12 protein-coding genes are annotated in these 14,652 nt (G+C 70.5%); 11 read left to right on the forward strand and 1 reads right to left on the reverse strand.

The genetic code is table 11. The features are described from left to right. Positions 1-25 precede the first annotated feature (25 nt). From HB662_RS25205 to HB662_RS25230, 6 genes are all read left to right on the forward strand, one after another. The gene (locus tag HB662_RS25205; RefSeq protein ID WP_168054157.1) at positions 26-2,113 is read left to right on the forward strand and encodes a hydantoinase/oxoprolinase family protein; all 2,088 of its coding nucleotides are present in this window, start codon (positions 26-28) and stop codon (positions 2,111-2,113) included. Next, positions 2,110-3,669: a hydantoinase B/oxoprolinase family protein gene (locus tag HB662_RS25210; RefSeq protein WP_168054159.1), complete on the forward strand. Its 1,560-nt coding sequence runs from the start codon at positions 2,110-2,112 to the stop codon at positions 3,667-3,669. The genes HB662_RS25205 and HB662_RS25210 overlap by 4 nt, the downstream gene beginning before the upstream one ends. Positions 3,670-3,738: 69 nt before the next feature. Beyond that, a complete protein-coding gene (locus HB662_RS25215; RefSeq protein ID WP_168054161.1) occupies positions 3,739-4,458 on the forward strand; it encodes a class II aldolase/adducin family protein in 720 nt (239 codons plus the stop codon). Beyond that, positions 4,455-5,414 carry a Bug family tripartite tricarboxylate transporter substrate binding protein gene (locus HB662_RS25220; RefSeq protein WP_168054163.1) on the forward strand — a complete coding sequence of 320 codons (960 nt, stop codon included), beginning with the start codon at positions 4,455-4,457 and terminating at the stop codon, positions 5,412-5,414. The genes HB662_RS25215 and HB662_RS25220 overlap by 4 nt, the downstream gene beginning before the upstream one ends. 126 nt (positions 5,415-5,540) lie before the next feature. Further along, entirely contained in the window at positions 5,541-5,873 is a 333-nt protein-coding gene (locus tag HB662_RS25225) for a cupin domain-containing protein (RefSeq protein ID WP_168054165.1), read from the forward strand. Next, complete coding sequence (locus tag HB662_RS25230) at positions 5,866-6,924, forward strand: beta/alpha barrel domain-containing protein (protein WP_168054167.1); 1,059 nt, start codon at positions 5,866-5,868, stop codon at positions 6,922-6,924. Before HB662_RS25225 ends, HB662_RS25230 begins: the two co-directional genes overlap by 8 nt. Here HB662_RS25230 and HB662_RS25235 read toward each other — a convergent pair. Then, positions 6,882-7,742, reverse strand: a complete 861-nt coding sequence (locus HB662_RS25235) for an IclR family transcriptional regulator (protein ID WP_168054169.1) — start codon at positions 7,740-7,742, stop codon at positions 6,882-6,884. The two genes, HB662_RS25230 and HB662_RS25235, sit on opposite strands and share 43 nt — an antisense overlap. A gap of 55 nt (positions 7,743-7,797) precedes the next feature. Here HB662_RS25235 and speB point away from each other — a divergent pair, with 55 nt between their 5' ends. From speB to HB662_RS25260, 5 genes are all read left to right on the forward strand, one after another. Then, positions 7,798-8,682 (forward strand): agmatinase, encoded by an 885-nt coding sequence (gene speB / locus HB662_RS25240; protein ID WP_168054171.1) that lies wholly within the window; start codon positions 7,798-7,800, stop codon positions 8,680-8,682. A 609-nt stretch (positions 8,683-9,291) separates the two neighbouring features. Further along, positions 9,292-10,512 carry a type III PLP-dependent enzyme gene (locus HB662_RS25245; RefSeq protein WP_168054173.1) on the forward strand — a complete coding sequence of 407 codons (1,221 nt, stop codon included), beginning with the start codon at positions 9,292-9,294 and terminating at the stop codon, positions 10,510-10,512. A 74-nt stretch (positions 10,513-10,586) separates the two neighbouring features. Continuing rightward, positions 10,587-12,005, forward strand: a complete 1,419-nt coding sequence (locus HB662_RS25250; protein ID WP_168054175.1) for a homospermidine synthase — start codon at positions 10,587-10,589, stop codon at positions 12,003-12,005. A gap of 120 nt (positions 12,006-12,125) precedes the next feature. After that, entirely contained in the window at positions 12,126-13,730 is a 1,605-nt protein-coding gene (locus HB662_RS25255; protein WP_245185908.1) for an ABC transporter substrate-binding protein, read from the forward strand. Beyond that, on the forward strand, positions 13,727-14,629 hold the full coding sequence (locus tag HB662_RS25260; protein ID WP_168054179.1) for an alpha/beta hydrolase: 903 nt from the start codon (positions 13,727-13,729) through the stop codon (positions 14,627-14,629). Before HB662_RS25255 ends, HB662_RS25260 begins: the two co-directional genes overlap by 4 nt. Positions 14,630-14,652: the final 23 nt, after the last annotated feature.

Here is a 14,652-nt window from a genome sequence, read left to right on the forward strand (position 1 = left end):
GCCGGATGATGTGCGAAGCGCGAGCATGCGATCCGTAGCCGTGGGCACGGGCTACGCGCTGGCCGTCGATATCGGCGGCACCTTCACCGATGTGGTGCTGCGGCATGGCAGCGGCCTCGCCTTCACCGACAAGACGCTGACCACCCACCAGAACCTGCTGGAGGGCTTCTTCCGCGCCGTGGACCTGGCCCTGTCGCGCGCCGGGGTCGGTGCGTCGGCGGTGACGGAGGTGACGGTGCACGCCACCACCCTGGTCACCAACGCCGTGATCGAACGCCGCGGCCCGCCGACCGCTCTGCTCGCCACCAAGGGCTTCCGCGACGTGCTGCGCATCCGCAACGAGCATCGCTACGACATGTTCGACCCGCAGATCGAATTCCCCGATCCTCTGGTGCCGGATGCGCTGGTCTTCACGCTGGACGAACGCATTCTGGCCGATGGCAGCGTGGCGAAACCGGTGGATGCGGCGGAGGCGGCCAATGTGGCCCGCGCCATGCATGCGGCGGGCGTGCAGGCGGTGGGCATCTGCCTGCTCAATGCCTACCGCAACGGCGCGCATGAACGCGCGGCGCGGGATGCCATCCGGGCCGCGGCGCCGGGCATGGCGGTGACCCTGTCCTCCGAGGTCTCGCCGCAGATCCGCGAATATCCGCGCGCCTCCACCACCGTGATGAACGCCTATACCCAACCGATCGTCGCGCCGTATCTGGAGGCGCTGTCGGCGGAGCTGCTGCGGCGCGGCTTCCCGAACCGGCCGCTGATCATGCTGTCCAATGGCGGCGTCGTCGGCACCAGCGTGGCGGGTGGTTTCCCCGTGCGCATGATCGAAAGCGGCCCGGCCGCCGGTGCGCTGGCCGCGGCGCATTTCGCCGAGGTTATGGGCTTCGAAAAACTGCTGTCCTTCGACATGGGCGGCACCACGGCCAAGGCCTGCCTGATCCTCGATCGCCGCCCGCTGGTGGCCGGCGAGTTCGAGGTGGATCGCCGCTATCGCTTCAAGCCCGGCAGCGGCTTTCCCATCACCATCCCCGCCGTAGACATGATCGAGATCGGCGCCGGTGGCGGATCCATCGCGCGCATCGACAATCTCGGCCTGCTGAAGGTAGGGCCGCGCAGCGCGGGGTCGGAACCCGGCCCAGTCTGCTACGGCCGCGGCGGCACGCAGCCGACGGTGACGGATGCCGATGTGGTGCTCGGCCTGCTGGATGCCGAACGCTTCCTGGGCGGTGACATGAAGCTGGACCATGCAGGCGCCACTGCGGCACTCGGCGCGCTGGGCCAGAAACTCGGCGTCGATGCGGTGACGGCGGCGCGTGGCGTGTTCGAGGTGGTGTGCGAACAGATGGCCGGCGCCGCCCGCGCCCATGCCACGGATCGCGGGCTGGATTGGCGCGGCCTGCCCATGCTGGCCTTCGGCGGCGCCGGGCCGGTGCATGCCTGCCGGGTGGCGGAGCTGCTGGAATGCTCGCAGGTGGTGTTCCCGCCGATGGCCAGCGTGCTGTCCGCCTTCGGCACGCTGGTCTCCCCGGTTCGGCTGGATCTGGTGCGCTCCGCCCTCTCGCCGCTGGCGACGCTGGACTGGCCGGCGACGCGGGCGCTGGTGGATGCCATGGCGCATGAAGGCCGCGCCGCTTTGGCCGAGGCCGGGGTGAAGCCGGAGGATGCGACGCTCGAGCTTGCGGTGGATTGCCGGTATCGCGGCCAGCAGAACGAGGTGACGGCGGAGCTGCCGCTGGCCGTGCTGGAATCCGGCGACGCCGCCGCACTGCGCCAGGCTTTCGAGGCCGCCTACCAGGCGCTGTACGGCATCACCCTGCCCGAGGTGCCGGTGGAGGTGGTGACCTGGCGGCTTGCCGCGCGCGGCCCGATTCCGCAGGCCAGCCCGCCGCCGGCCGAGGGCGGCACCGCGGCCAGCCCGCGCACGCGGCGCCGCGTGGCGGTGGAACAGGCCGTGCCGGATGTCCCGGTCTATGACCGCGCGGCGCTGGCGGTGGGCCAGGTGGTCGCCGGCCCGGCGATCATCGAGGAACGGGAAACCACGCTGGTGGTGCTGCGCGGCTGGACGGCCCGCGTGCATCCGACCGGCGCCGTGGTGGCGGAGCGCGCGGCATGAGCAAGCTGGATGGCATCGCGCTGGAAATCCAGTGGTCGAGCCTGATCGCCACGGTCACCGAACAGGCCCGCGCGCTGCAGCGCATCGCCTTCAGCCCGATCGTGCGGGAGGCCGGCGACCTCGCCACCGCGCTGTTCGACCGGCAGGGGCGCATGGTGGCGCAGGCGGTGACGGGCACGCCCGGCCACATCAACAGCCTGGCCGCCGCCGGCCAGCATTTCGTGCACGAATTCCCGCCGGATACGCTGCATCCGGGCGATGTGCTGATCACCAACGACCCCTGGCTGAGCGCGGGGCATTTCTTCGACATCACGGTGATGACGCCGGTGTTCCGGCTTGAGCGTTGCATCGGCTTCTTCGGCAGCACCATCCACCACACCGATATCGGCGGCTACGGCGTCGGCGCCGGGGCGCGCGACGTGCATGAGGAAGGCCTGTGGATTCCGCTGGCCAAGCTCTACGAGAAGGGCGTGCCCAACGCGCTGCTGCACAGCATCATCCGCCGCAACGTGCGCACGCCGGAACACGTCTCCGGCGATCTGGCCGCACAGGTCGCGGCCGGACGCGTCGGCGCGGAACGGCTGAACGCGCTGTGTGACCGGACCGGCATGGAGGACATTCAACTTCTCGCTGAGGCGATTCTCAACCGCTCGGAACAGGCCACTCGAGAAAGCATCCGCAAGCTGAAGCCCGGCACCTACCACGGCGAAAGCACCTTCGACGTGCCCGGCGGTGCGCGAATCACGCTGAAGACGGCCGTCACCGTGGATGCGCGGGCCGGGGAGCTGGTCATCGATTTCGCCGGCAGCAGCCCGGAAGCGCCGATCGGCATCAACGTCGTGCTGAACTACACGGCGGCCTATGCCAACTTCGCCGTGCGCGCCTGCCTGGACCCGGACCTGCCGAACAATTTCGGCTCGCTGCTGCCGGTCAAGGTCGTGGCGCCGGAAGGCTCGATCGTGAACTGCCGCTACCCGGCACCGGTCAATGCGCGGCATGTGGTGGGCATGTATGTGCCGATGCCCGTGCTGAAGGCGCTGCACCAGGTGATGCCGGATCGCGTGCTGGCGGAAGGCTCCGGCGCGGTCTGGACCATCCAGATCCAGGGCCGCGCGGAAGACGGCACGCCCTTCACCTCGTCGATGTTCAACTACTCCGGCGGCATGGGCGCGCGGCGGGACAAGCCAGGGCTGGACGCCACCTGCTACCCGACCGGCGTCGCCGCCGTGCCGGTGGAAGTGCTGGAAGCCGCCATGCCCATCGTCTTCACGCGCAAGGAACTGCGGCCGGGCTCCGGCGGCGCCGGACGGCAGCGCGGTGGCGACGGACAGTTCATCGGCTTCCGGATGCGCACGAAGGAGTCCTGGCTGCTCAACGTGGTCGCCAGCCGCACCGAACTCGGTCCGGAGGGGCTGGAAGGCGGCGAGGGCGGCAAGCCCGGCCGCTTCCTGGTGAATGGCGAGCCGGTCAACAAATCGCAGAAAATGGCGATGGCGGCGGCCGACGAGGTGATGATGGAAACGCCAGGTGGCGGGGGCTACGGTCCCCCCACCTGAACGCGAAATTCGGGGAGGAAACAAGAAAATGCTCGGAACACAGGCGCAACCCCGCAGGCTGCGAAAGCCGTGAGCGAAGCCGAGGCCGCGCTGAAGCAGGATCTGCTGCATGCCTACCACATTCTCGATGCGGATGGTCAGGCGAGCGGCATCGCCGGCCACCTGACGGCGCGGCTGCCCGGTGCGGATCGCTTCTGGTCGCATCGCTGGGGCATCGGCTTCGACGAGGTCCGGGCCGAGGGATTGATCGAGGCGGATTTCAACCTCGACACCATCCGCGGCGAGGGCCGCGTGAACCCCACCCTGCACATCCACACGCGCATCTACCGCGCGCGGCCCGATGTGCGCTGCATCATCCACACGCATGGCAAGGCGGGCGTCGCGCTCGGCTGCGCCGGCATGGGGCTGGAGACCATCACCCAGACCGGCGCCATCTTCCACGACGACATCGCCCTGTTCGACGAATTCCACGGCATCGTGCTGGGAACGGAGGAGGGCGACGCCATCGCGGCCGCACTCGGCGCAAGGCGCGGGCTGCTGCTGAAGAACCACGGCGCGCTGGTGGTCGGCGCCAATGTGGCGGAGGCCTGCATCGGCATGACGGTGCTGGAATGGGCCGCCGATGTGCAGCTTCGCGCCGCCGCCGCGGGGCCTTTGCAGCGTCTCGACCCCGCGGCGGCCCTGCATTCTAAGGGCTTTCTGCTCGACCCGAAGAATCTCGGACTTCGCTGGGATTTCCTGAAACGCAAGATCGGCCGCAGCCGACCCTTCCTGGGAGCCACGTCATGAAACGCATCCTGCTCGCAGCCCTGATGGCCTGCGCCTCGCTTCCTGCCCTGGCGCAGGAGAACTTCCCGAACCGGCCGCTGCGCTGGGTCGTCGGCTTCGGCGCCGGTGGCGTCGGCGACATGACGGCGCGGCTGGTCGGCCAGAAACTGTCCGAGGCGCTGGGCCAGCCGGTGGTGATCGAGAACCGCCCCTCCGCCGGCGGCATCGTGGCGACGGAGACGGTGGCGCGCGCGGCACCGGATGGCCACACGCTGCTGCTGGTGACGGCCACCGCCGCCACGGCGCCGCATCTGTTCCGGCAATTGCCGTATCACCCGATCGACGATTTCGAATTCGTCAGCCAGATCGCGTCCTTCCCGCAGATCATCGTCACCAGCGCCACCTCGCCCTATCGGACCTTGCAGGACCTGATGAATGCGGCGCGGGCGCAACCGGGCAAGATCAATCTGGGCTCGGTCAGCGTCGGCACGGCGCTGCACCTGTCGCTCGCGCTGTTCCAGTCCATGGGGCAGTTGCCGGTGGAAGTCGTCACCTATCGCACCACCGGCGAGCTGCTGAACGCCACGGCGACGGGCGATATCGGTGGCGCGATGGAGGTGGCCGCGACCACGCTCGGGCAGATTTCCGGCGGGCGGCTGCGGGCGCTCGCGGTGACCTCGCCGCGCCGCGCCTCGGTGCTGCCGGATGTGCCGACCGTCGCCGAAAGCGGCCTGCCCGACTATAATGTCGTCACCTGGAATGCCATGGCCGCGCCGCGCGGCACGCCGCGCCCGGTGATCGACCGGCTGAACGCCGAAGTGCGGCGCGTGCTGGCGATGCCGGAGGTGCGCGACCGGCTGTTGCCGCTGGCCGTCGAACCCAACCCCACCACGCCCGAGGCGATGCGGCAAATGCTGGTGGACGAGACCGCGCTCTGGGGTCGCGTGATCCGCGCGGCCAATATCGAGAGGCAGTGATCAGCTGCCCTCAGGCGCCGGGCGCGCACTCCGCGCGCCTGGCTCGCCGCAGGGGCGGCGGCGGCCATTCGGCCGCTCGGCCCACTTCCTGGGCCGCTGGAATCAAGACGTGATGAGGCTCGCCCGATGAAGATCCCGACCATCGACTGGAACACCATCCCCTGGACCCCGGTGCGCGAAGGCGTCGAGCGCAAGGGCTTCACCGGGGATGGCGCGACGCTGGCGCTGCACAGGCTGATGCCGGGGCATGAGCCGCGGCCGCACAGCCACCATTTCGAACAGATCGTCTATATCCTGGCCGGCACCATCGACTTCCACATCGAGGGCACGGTGCACCGGCTGTCGGCCGGTGGCCTGCTCGTGGTGCCGCCGAATGCGCTGCACCACGGCGTGGTGGTGGGGGATGAGCCGGTGCTGAACCTCGATGTCTTCACCCCGGCGAGGCCCGAATATGCCTGATCTCTCGGTCCGCATCGGCGGCATCACCCTGAACAACCCGGTCATCATCGGCTCCGGCGACCATGTGATGACGGCCGGCGGCCTGGCCGCCGCGCGCGCCACGGGCGCCGGCGCCGTGGTCGCCAAGTCGATCAACGAAAGCGAGGCGGCAAAGCGCCAGCTCGATGGCAGCGACCATGTGCTGCTCGACAGCCGCTGGCGGCCCCTGCCCTGGGATTTCACACCACCGGAGGATGCCATGCTGTTCGGCCGCTCCGGCCTGCAGCAGACGGCCAGCGCCGACTGGATCGCGGAGGCCGCGGCGCAGGACCGAGAGGCCGCGAAGACCGGGCAGTACGTCATCGGCTCCATCATCCTGGCCAATCTCGACGTGGCCTGCGACCTGGCGCGCCAGTACCAGGCCGCCGGCATCCGCATCCTGGAGCTGAACATCGGCGCGCCGCATGGCGACGAGGCGGTGCCCGGCGCCATCATCCAGGAACGCGCGGCAGGACGGGTGCGGGAGATCACGGCGCGACTGCGCGCCGCCGTCGCCATCCCGCTCTGGATCAAGCTGACCGGGCAGAGCGAGGATGTGGCGGGGCTCGCCGCTGCCGCACGCGATGGCGGTGCGGATGCTGTCATCGTCATGGGCCGCTTCATGGCGCTGGTGCCGGATATCGAGACGCGCGCGCCGATGCTGGGCACGGCCGGTGCCATCGGCGGGCCCTGGTCGCTGGCGCTGACCTGCCGCTGGCTGGCGCAGGCACGCAAGAAGCTGGGGCCGGACTTCCCCCTGCTCGGCACCAATGGCGCGCGGGATGGCCTGGATGTGGTGCGCTTCCTGCTGGCCGGCGCGCGGGCGGTGGAGATGACCAGCGCGGTGATGTCGGGCGGCTTCGCCGTGGCGCGGGATGCGGTGGCGGCGATCGACGCCTACCTCGCCCGCACCGGCGGCAGCGTGGAGGACCTCATCGGCCTCGCCGCGGACCGCCAAGTCGGCTACGGCGTGCAGCCGGACCGGCCCGGCTACTGGCGCGACTTCGTGCCGCCGGAAGCGCGCGGGCCGTAGCGCGCGGCGCCGAGCCGCAGGCTGATCTCGCCTGCGGCTTCATGCAGCGCCGCCAGCATCGCCGCATCGGGCGGGTCCTGCACGAACTGCACGGAGCCCACGATGCCGAGCGAGCCGACCAGCACCTCCCCCGCCGCGAAGATCGGCGCCGCGAGCAGGTTGATGCCGAGCAGCGCCTCGGACGGCGCGGTTTCCCACAGGCGCTGGCGCACCAGCTCCAGCCGGTCGCGCAGCTGGCCGGGGTCGGTCAGCGAATGCGGCGTCAGCGCCTCCAGCGTCCCGCCCAGCGTGCGGGCCAGCGCCTCGGCCGGGCCGAAGGCGAGCATGATGCGGCCCTGGGCGGAGCAATGCGCCGGCGGGCGGTTGCCGGGCTGGACCGAGATCAGCACCTTGTTCGGCGCCTCCAGCGCATGCACCACCAGCGGATCGCCGCCGGTCGGCACGGCCAGCAGCACGGATTGCCCCACCGCATCGCGCAGCCGGTGCATGGCCGGTTCCGCCACGCGCTTCAGATCGAACTGCTCGCCCGCTGCCTGGCCGATCTGGAACATGCGCCAGGTCAGGTGGTAGCGCTCCGTCGTTTCCTCCTGCGCCACCAGGCCGGCCTGGCGTAGCGTGACCAGATGGCGGTGGACGCGGCCCTTCGGTTCCGCCAGGCGGCGCGCCAGGTCCGAGACGCGCAGTGGGCCGCCGGCCAGGGCCATCGCCTCCAGCACCCGCACGGCCATCAGCACGGAGCGGACGGCGGCGGTGCCGTCCCCGCTTGCCGGATCCTCGGTCGCATCCTCCCCGGACGTCGCTTTTGTTTGGCTTGTCATTCGCGCCAGCCTGCGGCCCATGGGGGCCAGTGTCCATCCCCACAGGAGTCGCCGCATGGCCGGAACGCCCACCTATGCCACCCCGCCCGGCTTCCTCGGCGTCACCCGCCAGGATGCCTCGGGCGGCACCGGCATCGCCGGCATTCCCATGGATATCGGCACCACCAACCGCGCCGGCACGCGGGACGGACCGCGGGCGATCCGTGCGGCGTCGCGCATGCTGGTGGATGGGGCGCATCCGGGAAGCTGGGTGGACCCGGCAGAGCTGCCGCTGGCCGATCTCGGCGATTTCGAACTGGCTTTGGGCGACATCCAGGGCAGCCTGGCGCGGATCGAGCAGCAGGCGGCCGCCATCGACCATCTGGTGGCACTCGGCGGCGAGCATGGCGTGACGCTGCCCTTGCTGCGGGCGCTGCGGAAGAAGCTGGGCGCGCCGCTCGGCCTGCTGGTGTTCGACGCGCATGTGGACACCTGGACCGATAATTTCGGCCAGGCCTATGCGCACGGCTCCGTCTTCTACCACGCCATCAAGGAAGGCCTGGTGGACCCGGCGCGGATGATCCAGCTCGGCATCCGGTCTCCGGTGCAGCGGGAGGTCTGGGACTGGACCCTGGGCCAGGGCGTGACGGTGGTGACCGCGCAGCAATTCCATGAGGCCGGGCCGCAGGCGGTGGCGGCGCAGGTGCGTGAGGTGCTGGGCACCGCCCCCGCCTACCTCTCCTTCGACATCGATGCGCTGGACCCCGCCTTCGCCCCCGGCACCGGCACGCCGGAGATCGGCGGACTGGCAAGCTGGCAGGCCCAGGCGGTGCTGCGGCGGCTCGGGGGCTTGGATTTCCGCGGGATGGACGTGGTGGAGGTGGCGCCCGCCTACGACCATGCCGAGATCACCGCCCTGGCGGCCGCCGGCATGGTTTGGGAATACCTCTGCCGCGGCTGAAACGCTTCCGGCCGATCGCGGGAGCGGCAGGCAGTCCCCCCCGACGTTTTCGAATATGCCCGAAAAAACCTCTTGCACTTCCCCGGGGTCGCCGCTATTTATCCGGCCGTGGCGACGCCCTGTTGCTTCGCCACGCAGACCCTGACGCCATCGCACGTGCCGCGAGCCCTGCTCTAGCGGGGCACAGCAACGACGGGACGCGTCCTTTGTTCACGCCAGCTCGCAAGGGCTGGAAGGTTCGAGGGAACCGCCTGTGTCGCCTGATCGCCGCCGCGCGAAGCCGGGACTCCTCCCGTACTGACCGCGTGACCGCGCCCGAAGCGCCGCATTCCGCCCGTCCAGGCCCGAGGGTCTGAGACGCCGGAATGGCGACGCTTCCGCCGCCCGCGTCCCGTTCCCCACCGCAAGGTGGCGGGCGTGCCGTGCGCGGCGAACCAAGGACGCGCGCCGATCCGGCCCCGGTTCCCTCCTTCCCGCCGCCGCGCCCGCCCTCTCCCCAGGGCCCGTGGCGCGGCGGCGGGCCAAATTCAGGGGCGACCGATTCAGACCTACGGGCCCTACGGCCTTCGGTCATCGGACGCCAAAACCCCGGCCCTCAGGGAGTCCGCCATGACCGAGTTCCGCTTCCGCGGCGCCGTCGCGCCGCTCCGCCGTCCCGCCGCCCCCGCCCTGCCGAGCAATGTTGCCGGCGTGGTCGCGGCGCTGCGGCCGGAGGATCCGCTGCACTGCCTGCGGCCGGCCACCATCAGCGCGGCCGGCGCGACCTTCCAGGCCGCCTTCCCGGGCACCACCATGTACGCCGTGAAGTGCAACCCGGACCCGACCGTGCTGCGCGCCCTCTGGGCCGGCGGCCTCCGCCATTTCGACTGCGCCTCGGCTGGCGAAGTGCGCCTGGTCCGCAGCATGTTCCCGGAAGCCGTGATCCACTTCATGCACCCGGTGAAGGCGCGCGGCGCGATCCGCGAGGCCTATGCGACCCATGGCGTGCGCGACTTCGTGCTGGATTCCACGGCGGAGCTCGCGAAGATCCTGGAGGAGACGGGCGGGCAGGGTCTGAACCTGATCGTCCGCCTCGGCCTGCCGAAGGGCAGCGCCGTGTATGACCTTTCCGGGAAATTCGGCGCGGAGCCGGCGGAAGCGGTGGCGCTGCTGCGCGCGGCGCGTTCCCATGCCGGCAAGCTCGGAGTGTCCTTCCATGTCGGCTCGCAGTGCCTGGACCCATCCGCCTATGCCCGCGCCATCGCGCTGGCCGCTTCCGTGATCCGGGAGTCCGGCGTGGCGGTGGAGGTGCTCGATGTCGGCGGCGGCTTCCCGGTGGCCTATCCGGATGTCGTCCCGCCGCCGCTGTCGGCCTTCATGGACAGCATCGCCACGGCCATGGCCGAGGCGGCGCTGCCGGGGGTGGAGCTGTGGGCGGAGCCCGGCCGCGCACTGGTGGCGGGCGGTGCCTCCATCGTCGTGCAGGTGCAGGCGCGGCGCGACGGCATGCTGTTCATCAATGACGGCGTCTATGGCGCGCTGTCCGATGCCGGCGTGCCCGGCTTCCGCTTCCCGGTGAAGCTGATCCGGCCCGGTTCCGCCAGCACGGCGGAGACGGTGCCCTTCAGCTTCTTCGGCCCCACCTGCGACACGGCGGACCGCATGGAAGGCCCCTTCCTGCTGCCCGCGGATGTGGCGGAGGGCGACTGGATCGAGGTCGGCCAGCTCGGTGCCTATGGCGCCTGCCTGCGCACCGCCTTCAACGGCATGGACCGCGCCGGCGTGGTGGAGGTGGCGGACCTGCCTCTGCTGGAGACCCCGGGCTATGTGCAGGCCGTGCAAGCGGCCTGACGGCCGGCCATCTGAAGACGGGAAGGCGGCGCGGCCGCCTTCCATCCGAGAAACCTGAACGGAGTGCCTGGACGATGAAGCACGCAGAATTTTCCGGCCGCCTGGTGATGCTGGGCTTCGGCTCCATCGGCCAGGGCGTGCTGCCCCTGATCCTGCGGCACATCGACATCCCGGCCGACCGCATCACCATCGTCACCGCGGAAACCCGTGGCGAGGAAGTGGCCGCCGAATACGGCATCCGCTTCATCCTTCAGGCGGCGACGCGCGAGAATTTTGCCGACCTGCTCTCGCCGCTGCTGGCGAAGGGCGACTTCCTGCTGAACCTGTCGGTGGACGTGTCCTCGGTGGAGCTGATGAAGCTCTGCCAGAAGCTGGACGTGCTGTACCTGGACACGGTGGTGGAGCCCTGGGCCGGTGGCTATACCGACACCTCCCTAACCCCTTCCCAGCGCTCCAACTATGCGATGCGGGAGGCGGCGATCGCGCTGCGCGAGACGGCGCAGGGCGGCCCCACCTCGGTCACCGCACATGGTGCGAACCCAGGGCTGGTCAGCCACTTCGTCAAGCAGGCGCTGCTGAACATCGCCCGCGACACCGGCGCGCCGGTGGCCAACCCGCCGCCGGCCAGCGACCGCGCGGCCTGGGCCGGCATCGCGGCGAAGCTGGGCGTGAAGGTGATCCACATCGCGGAACGGGACACCCAGGTCGGCGACACGCCGAAGAAGCCGGGCGAATTCGTCAACACCTGGTCGGTCGATGGCTTCGTCGGCGAGGGCTGCCAGCCGGCGGAACTTGGCTGGGGCAGTCATGAGAAGGCGTTGCCGCCGGATGGCCACCGCCACGGCTTTGGTTGCGATGCGGCGATCTACCTGATGCGCCCCGGCGCTTCCACCCGCGTGCGTACCTGGACGCCGCTGGAGGGGCCGATGCATGGCTTCCTCATCACCCATAATGAGAGCATCTCGCTGGCCGACTACTACACGCTGCGCGATGCGGACGGCGCCGTGACCTATCGCCCGACCGCGCACTACGCCTACCACCCCTGCGACGATGCGGTGCTGTCGGTGCACGAACTCGCCGGCAAGAACTGGGAGATGCAGCCGGAGAAGCGGCTGATGACGGATGAGATCACCAAGGGCATGGATGAGCTCGGCGTGCTGCTGATGGGCCATGCCAAGGGCGCCTATTGGTTCGGCTCCCGCCTGACCATCGAAGAAGCGCGCCGCGCCGCCCCGCACAACAACGCCACCTCGCTGCAGGTGACGGCGGCGGTGCTGGCCGGGGTGATCTGGGCCATGGAGAACCCGCGCCAGGGCGTGGTCGAATCCGATGAGATCGACCACGCCCGCGTGCTGGAGATCTGCGCGCCCTATCTGGGCGACGTCGTCGGCGAATATTCCGAATGGACTCCGCTGGAGGGCCGCGGCGTGCTGTTCCCGGAGGAGGTCGATGCGGCCGATCCCTGGCAGTTCCGCAACTTCCGGGTGACCTGACGCGGTGCCCGCCGCCGCAGCGCCGACGGTTCCAATCCCAACAGCGCGACGGCGGCGGCCAGCGGGTTTGCCGCCACGTGCATCGGCGGCATGATTGCCGCCGGCTGAGGGATGCACGGCATGAAGCGGATTCTCCTGGCAGGCGCCGCCTGTCTGGCACTGGGTGTGGGCGAGGTACGGGCGCAGACGCTGCGCATCGGCATGGCGGCGGAGCCGACCTCGGCCGATCCGCAGCAATATGCGGCGGCGCCCAACTCCACCCTGCACAACCATGTCTTCGAATCCCTGGTGGCGCTGGATGCGCGGCTGAAGGCGGAACCCTCGCTCGCCACCGCCTGGTCGCGCCGCGACGACACCACCTGGGTGTTCGACCTGCGGCAGGGGGTGAAGTTCCATAACGGGCAGGATTTCACCGCCGCCGATGTGGTGTTCTCCTTCTGCCGCATGCTCAACAATCCGGGCGAGCTTGCCGTCTCCTACTCCTCCATGGTGCGGCGGCTGAACCGGGTGGAGGCGGAGGGGCCGCATCGGGTCGTCATCGGCACAAGGCAGCCGGAACCGCTGCTGCCGGCGGATCTGTCGAGCCTGCGGATCATCCCGGCCGGGCTGGTGCCGGCGCGGCCCATCGCCTTCAGCCTCGATGATAATTGCGCCGGCAACGGCCAGCACTGGCCGAGCCTCGCGCAGTTCAATGACGGCTCCGCCGCGATCGGCACCGGCCCCTTCCGGATGCGCCAGTTCGGCCGCAGCGGCGTGACGGAACTGGTGCGCCACGACGCCTATTGGGGCCCGAAGCCGCATTGGGCGGAGGTCCGACTGCAGCCCGTGACGGCGGCGGGGCCGCGGCTGGCCGGGCTGCTGGCCGGCGACCATGACATCGTCGAGGCGCCAGCGACCGGCGACATCCCGCGCCTGCGCAACAACGCCGCCATCGGACTGGCCATCGCGCCGACCACGCGGCTGATCTTCCTGCAGCTCGACCAGCGCAACCCGGCGCCCTTCGTCAATGGCGGCGCCGCGCCGAACCCGCTGCAGGATGTGCGGGTGCGCCAGGCGCTGTCGCTCGCCATCGACCGCAACGCCATCGCCAGCCGGATCATGGACGGCCTGGCCCTGCCCGCCGGGCAGTTCCTGCCGGAGGGCATGTTCGGCACCATCCCCGGCCTGCCCGTGCTGCCCTACGACCCGGCCCGCGCCCGCGCCCTGCTGGCCGAGGCTGGCTATGCCGAGGGCTTCAGCCTGACCCTGCACGCCACCAACAACCGCTACGTCAATGATGCCCGCGTGATCCAGGCCATCGGCCAGTATCTCAGCCGCATCGGCGTGCGGGCGGAGGTGGATGCGATGCCCTCCAACGTCTTCTTCGGCCGCCGCGCCCGGCGCGAATTCTCCGCGCCGATGGGCGGCTGGGCGGCAAGCGCGGAGGAGACGCTGCTGTTCTTCCGCACCTGGATGGCCAGCACGGACCGGGAGCGTGGCATCGGCGGCAGCAATTACGGCAACTGGTCCCACGCCGCCTTCGACGCCGCCGCGGTCGCCGCGCTGACCACCATGGAGGATGCGGAACGCGGCCGCCTGCTGCGCGAGGCCAGCCGCATCGGCCTGGCCGAAATGCCGATCCTGCCCATTCATTTCGAGAGCGCCGTCTGGGCCTTCCGCCGCGGCCTGGCCTATGCCGGGCGGATGGACCAGCAGACCCTGGCGCAGGAGATCCGCCCGCAATGAGCCCGCCACTCGGCCCCCCCTTGGCCCCCCTGGCCCTCGCCTTCGCCCAGACCGGCCGCAGCGCCATCCCCTGGGCGGATGCCGCCTGCGACCTGGCGCGGCCGCTGACCCTGCATGGCTATCGCCCAGCCAGCCACCGGCCGGAGAATCCGGTGGTGATCGTGCAGCACGGCATGCTGCGGAATGGCGACGACTATCGCGACTTCTGGATTCCGGCGGCGGAGAAGCACGGGCTGCTGATCGTCGCCCCCACCTATGGCAAGCAGGCCTGGCCGGAGGCCGAGCACTACAACAACGGCCTGGTGCTGGATGATCTCGGCCAGCCGCGCCCGGCCGAAAGCTGGGGCTATGCCATCCCGCAGCGCGTCTTCCAGGCGCTGCGCGAGGCCGGCGTCACCACGCGCGAGAAGGCGCATCTGTTCGGCCATTCCGCCGGCGGGCAGTTCGGCCACCGGCTGCTCTCGACCCAGCCGCATGGCTGGCTGGAGGCCGCCACCATCGGCAACCCCGGCTGGTACACCCTGCCGACGCTGGACAGGACCTTCCCCGAGGGGCTGGGTGGCATCGGGCTGGGGGAGGATGCGCTGCTGGCGCTGCTCGCCTTTCCGATGACCATCCTGGCCGGCGACCAGGATATCGAGACGGATGGCCCCTCCCTCCCCTCCCAGCCCACGGCGCTGGCGCAGGGGCCGCATCGCTTCGCCCGCGCGCACAACTACCTGGCGGCCGGACAGGCGGAGGCGGCGCGGCGTGGCGTGGCCTGCAACTGGAAGCTGGTGCCGGTGGCCGGCGTCGGCCATGACGGGCGGGCCATGTCCGCCATCTGTGCAGCGCTGTGGTTCGAGGGGCGGCTGATCTCGGCGGCAGAGGCGGGGGTCTCGGCGGAGAAGGTGGCCTGACGGCCTCACGTTGACGTCCGGCG

It is taken from the genome of Falsiroseomonas frigidaquae, assembly GCF_012163145.1.
GTDB lineage: Bacteria > Pseudomonadota > Alphaproteobacteria > Acetobacterales > Acetobacteraceae > Falsiroseomonas > Falsiroseomonas frigidaquae.

Bases quoted from the DNA above. Each gene is read 5' to 3' on its own strand.
- HB662_RS25245 (WP_168054173.1), top strand. From the start codon at position 9,292: ATGACCGAGTTCCGCTTCCGCGGCGCCGTCGCGCCGCTCCGCCGTCCC.
- HB662_RS25230 (WP_168054167.1), top strand. From the start codon at position 5,866: ATGCCTGATCTCTCGGTCCGCATCGGCGGCATCACCCTGAACAACCCG.
- HB662_RS25220 (WP_168054163.1), top strand. From the start codon at position 4,455: ATGAAACGCATCCTGCTCGCAGCCCTGATGGCCTGCGCCTCGCTTCCT.
- HB662_RS25205 (WP_168054157.1), top strand. From the start codon at position 26: ATGCGATCCGTAGCCGTGGGCACGGGCTACGCGCTGGCCGTCGATATC.
- HB662_RS25255 (WP_245185908.1), top strand. From the start codon at position 12,126: ATGAAGCGGATTCTCCTGGCAGGCGCCGCCTGTCTGGCACTGGGTGTG.
- HB662_RS25235 (WP_168054169.1), bottom strand. From the start codon at position 7,742: ATGACAAGCCAAACAAAAGCGACGTCCGGGGAGGATGCGACCGAGGAT.
- HB662_RS25225 (WP_168054165.1), top strand. From the start codon at position 5,541: ATGAAGATCCCGACCATCGACTGGAACACCATCCCCTGGACCCCGGTG.
- HB662_RS25250 (WP_168054175.1), top strand. From the start codon at position 10,587: ATGAAGCACGCAGAATTTTCCGGCCGCCTGGTGATGCTGGGCTTCGGC.
- HB662_RS25210 (WP_168054159.1), top strand. From the start codon at position 2,110: ATGAGCAAGCTGGATGGCATCGCGCTGGAAATCCAGTGGTCGAGCCTG.
- speB (WP_168054171.1), top strand. From the start codon at position 7,798: ATGGCCGGAACGCCCACCTATGCCACCCCGCCCGGCTTCCTCGGCGTC.
- HB662_RS25260 (WP_168054179.1), top strand. From the start codon at position 13,727: ATGAGCCCGCCACTCGGCCCCCCCTTGGCCCCCCTGGCCCTCGCCTTC.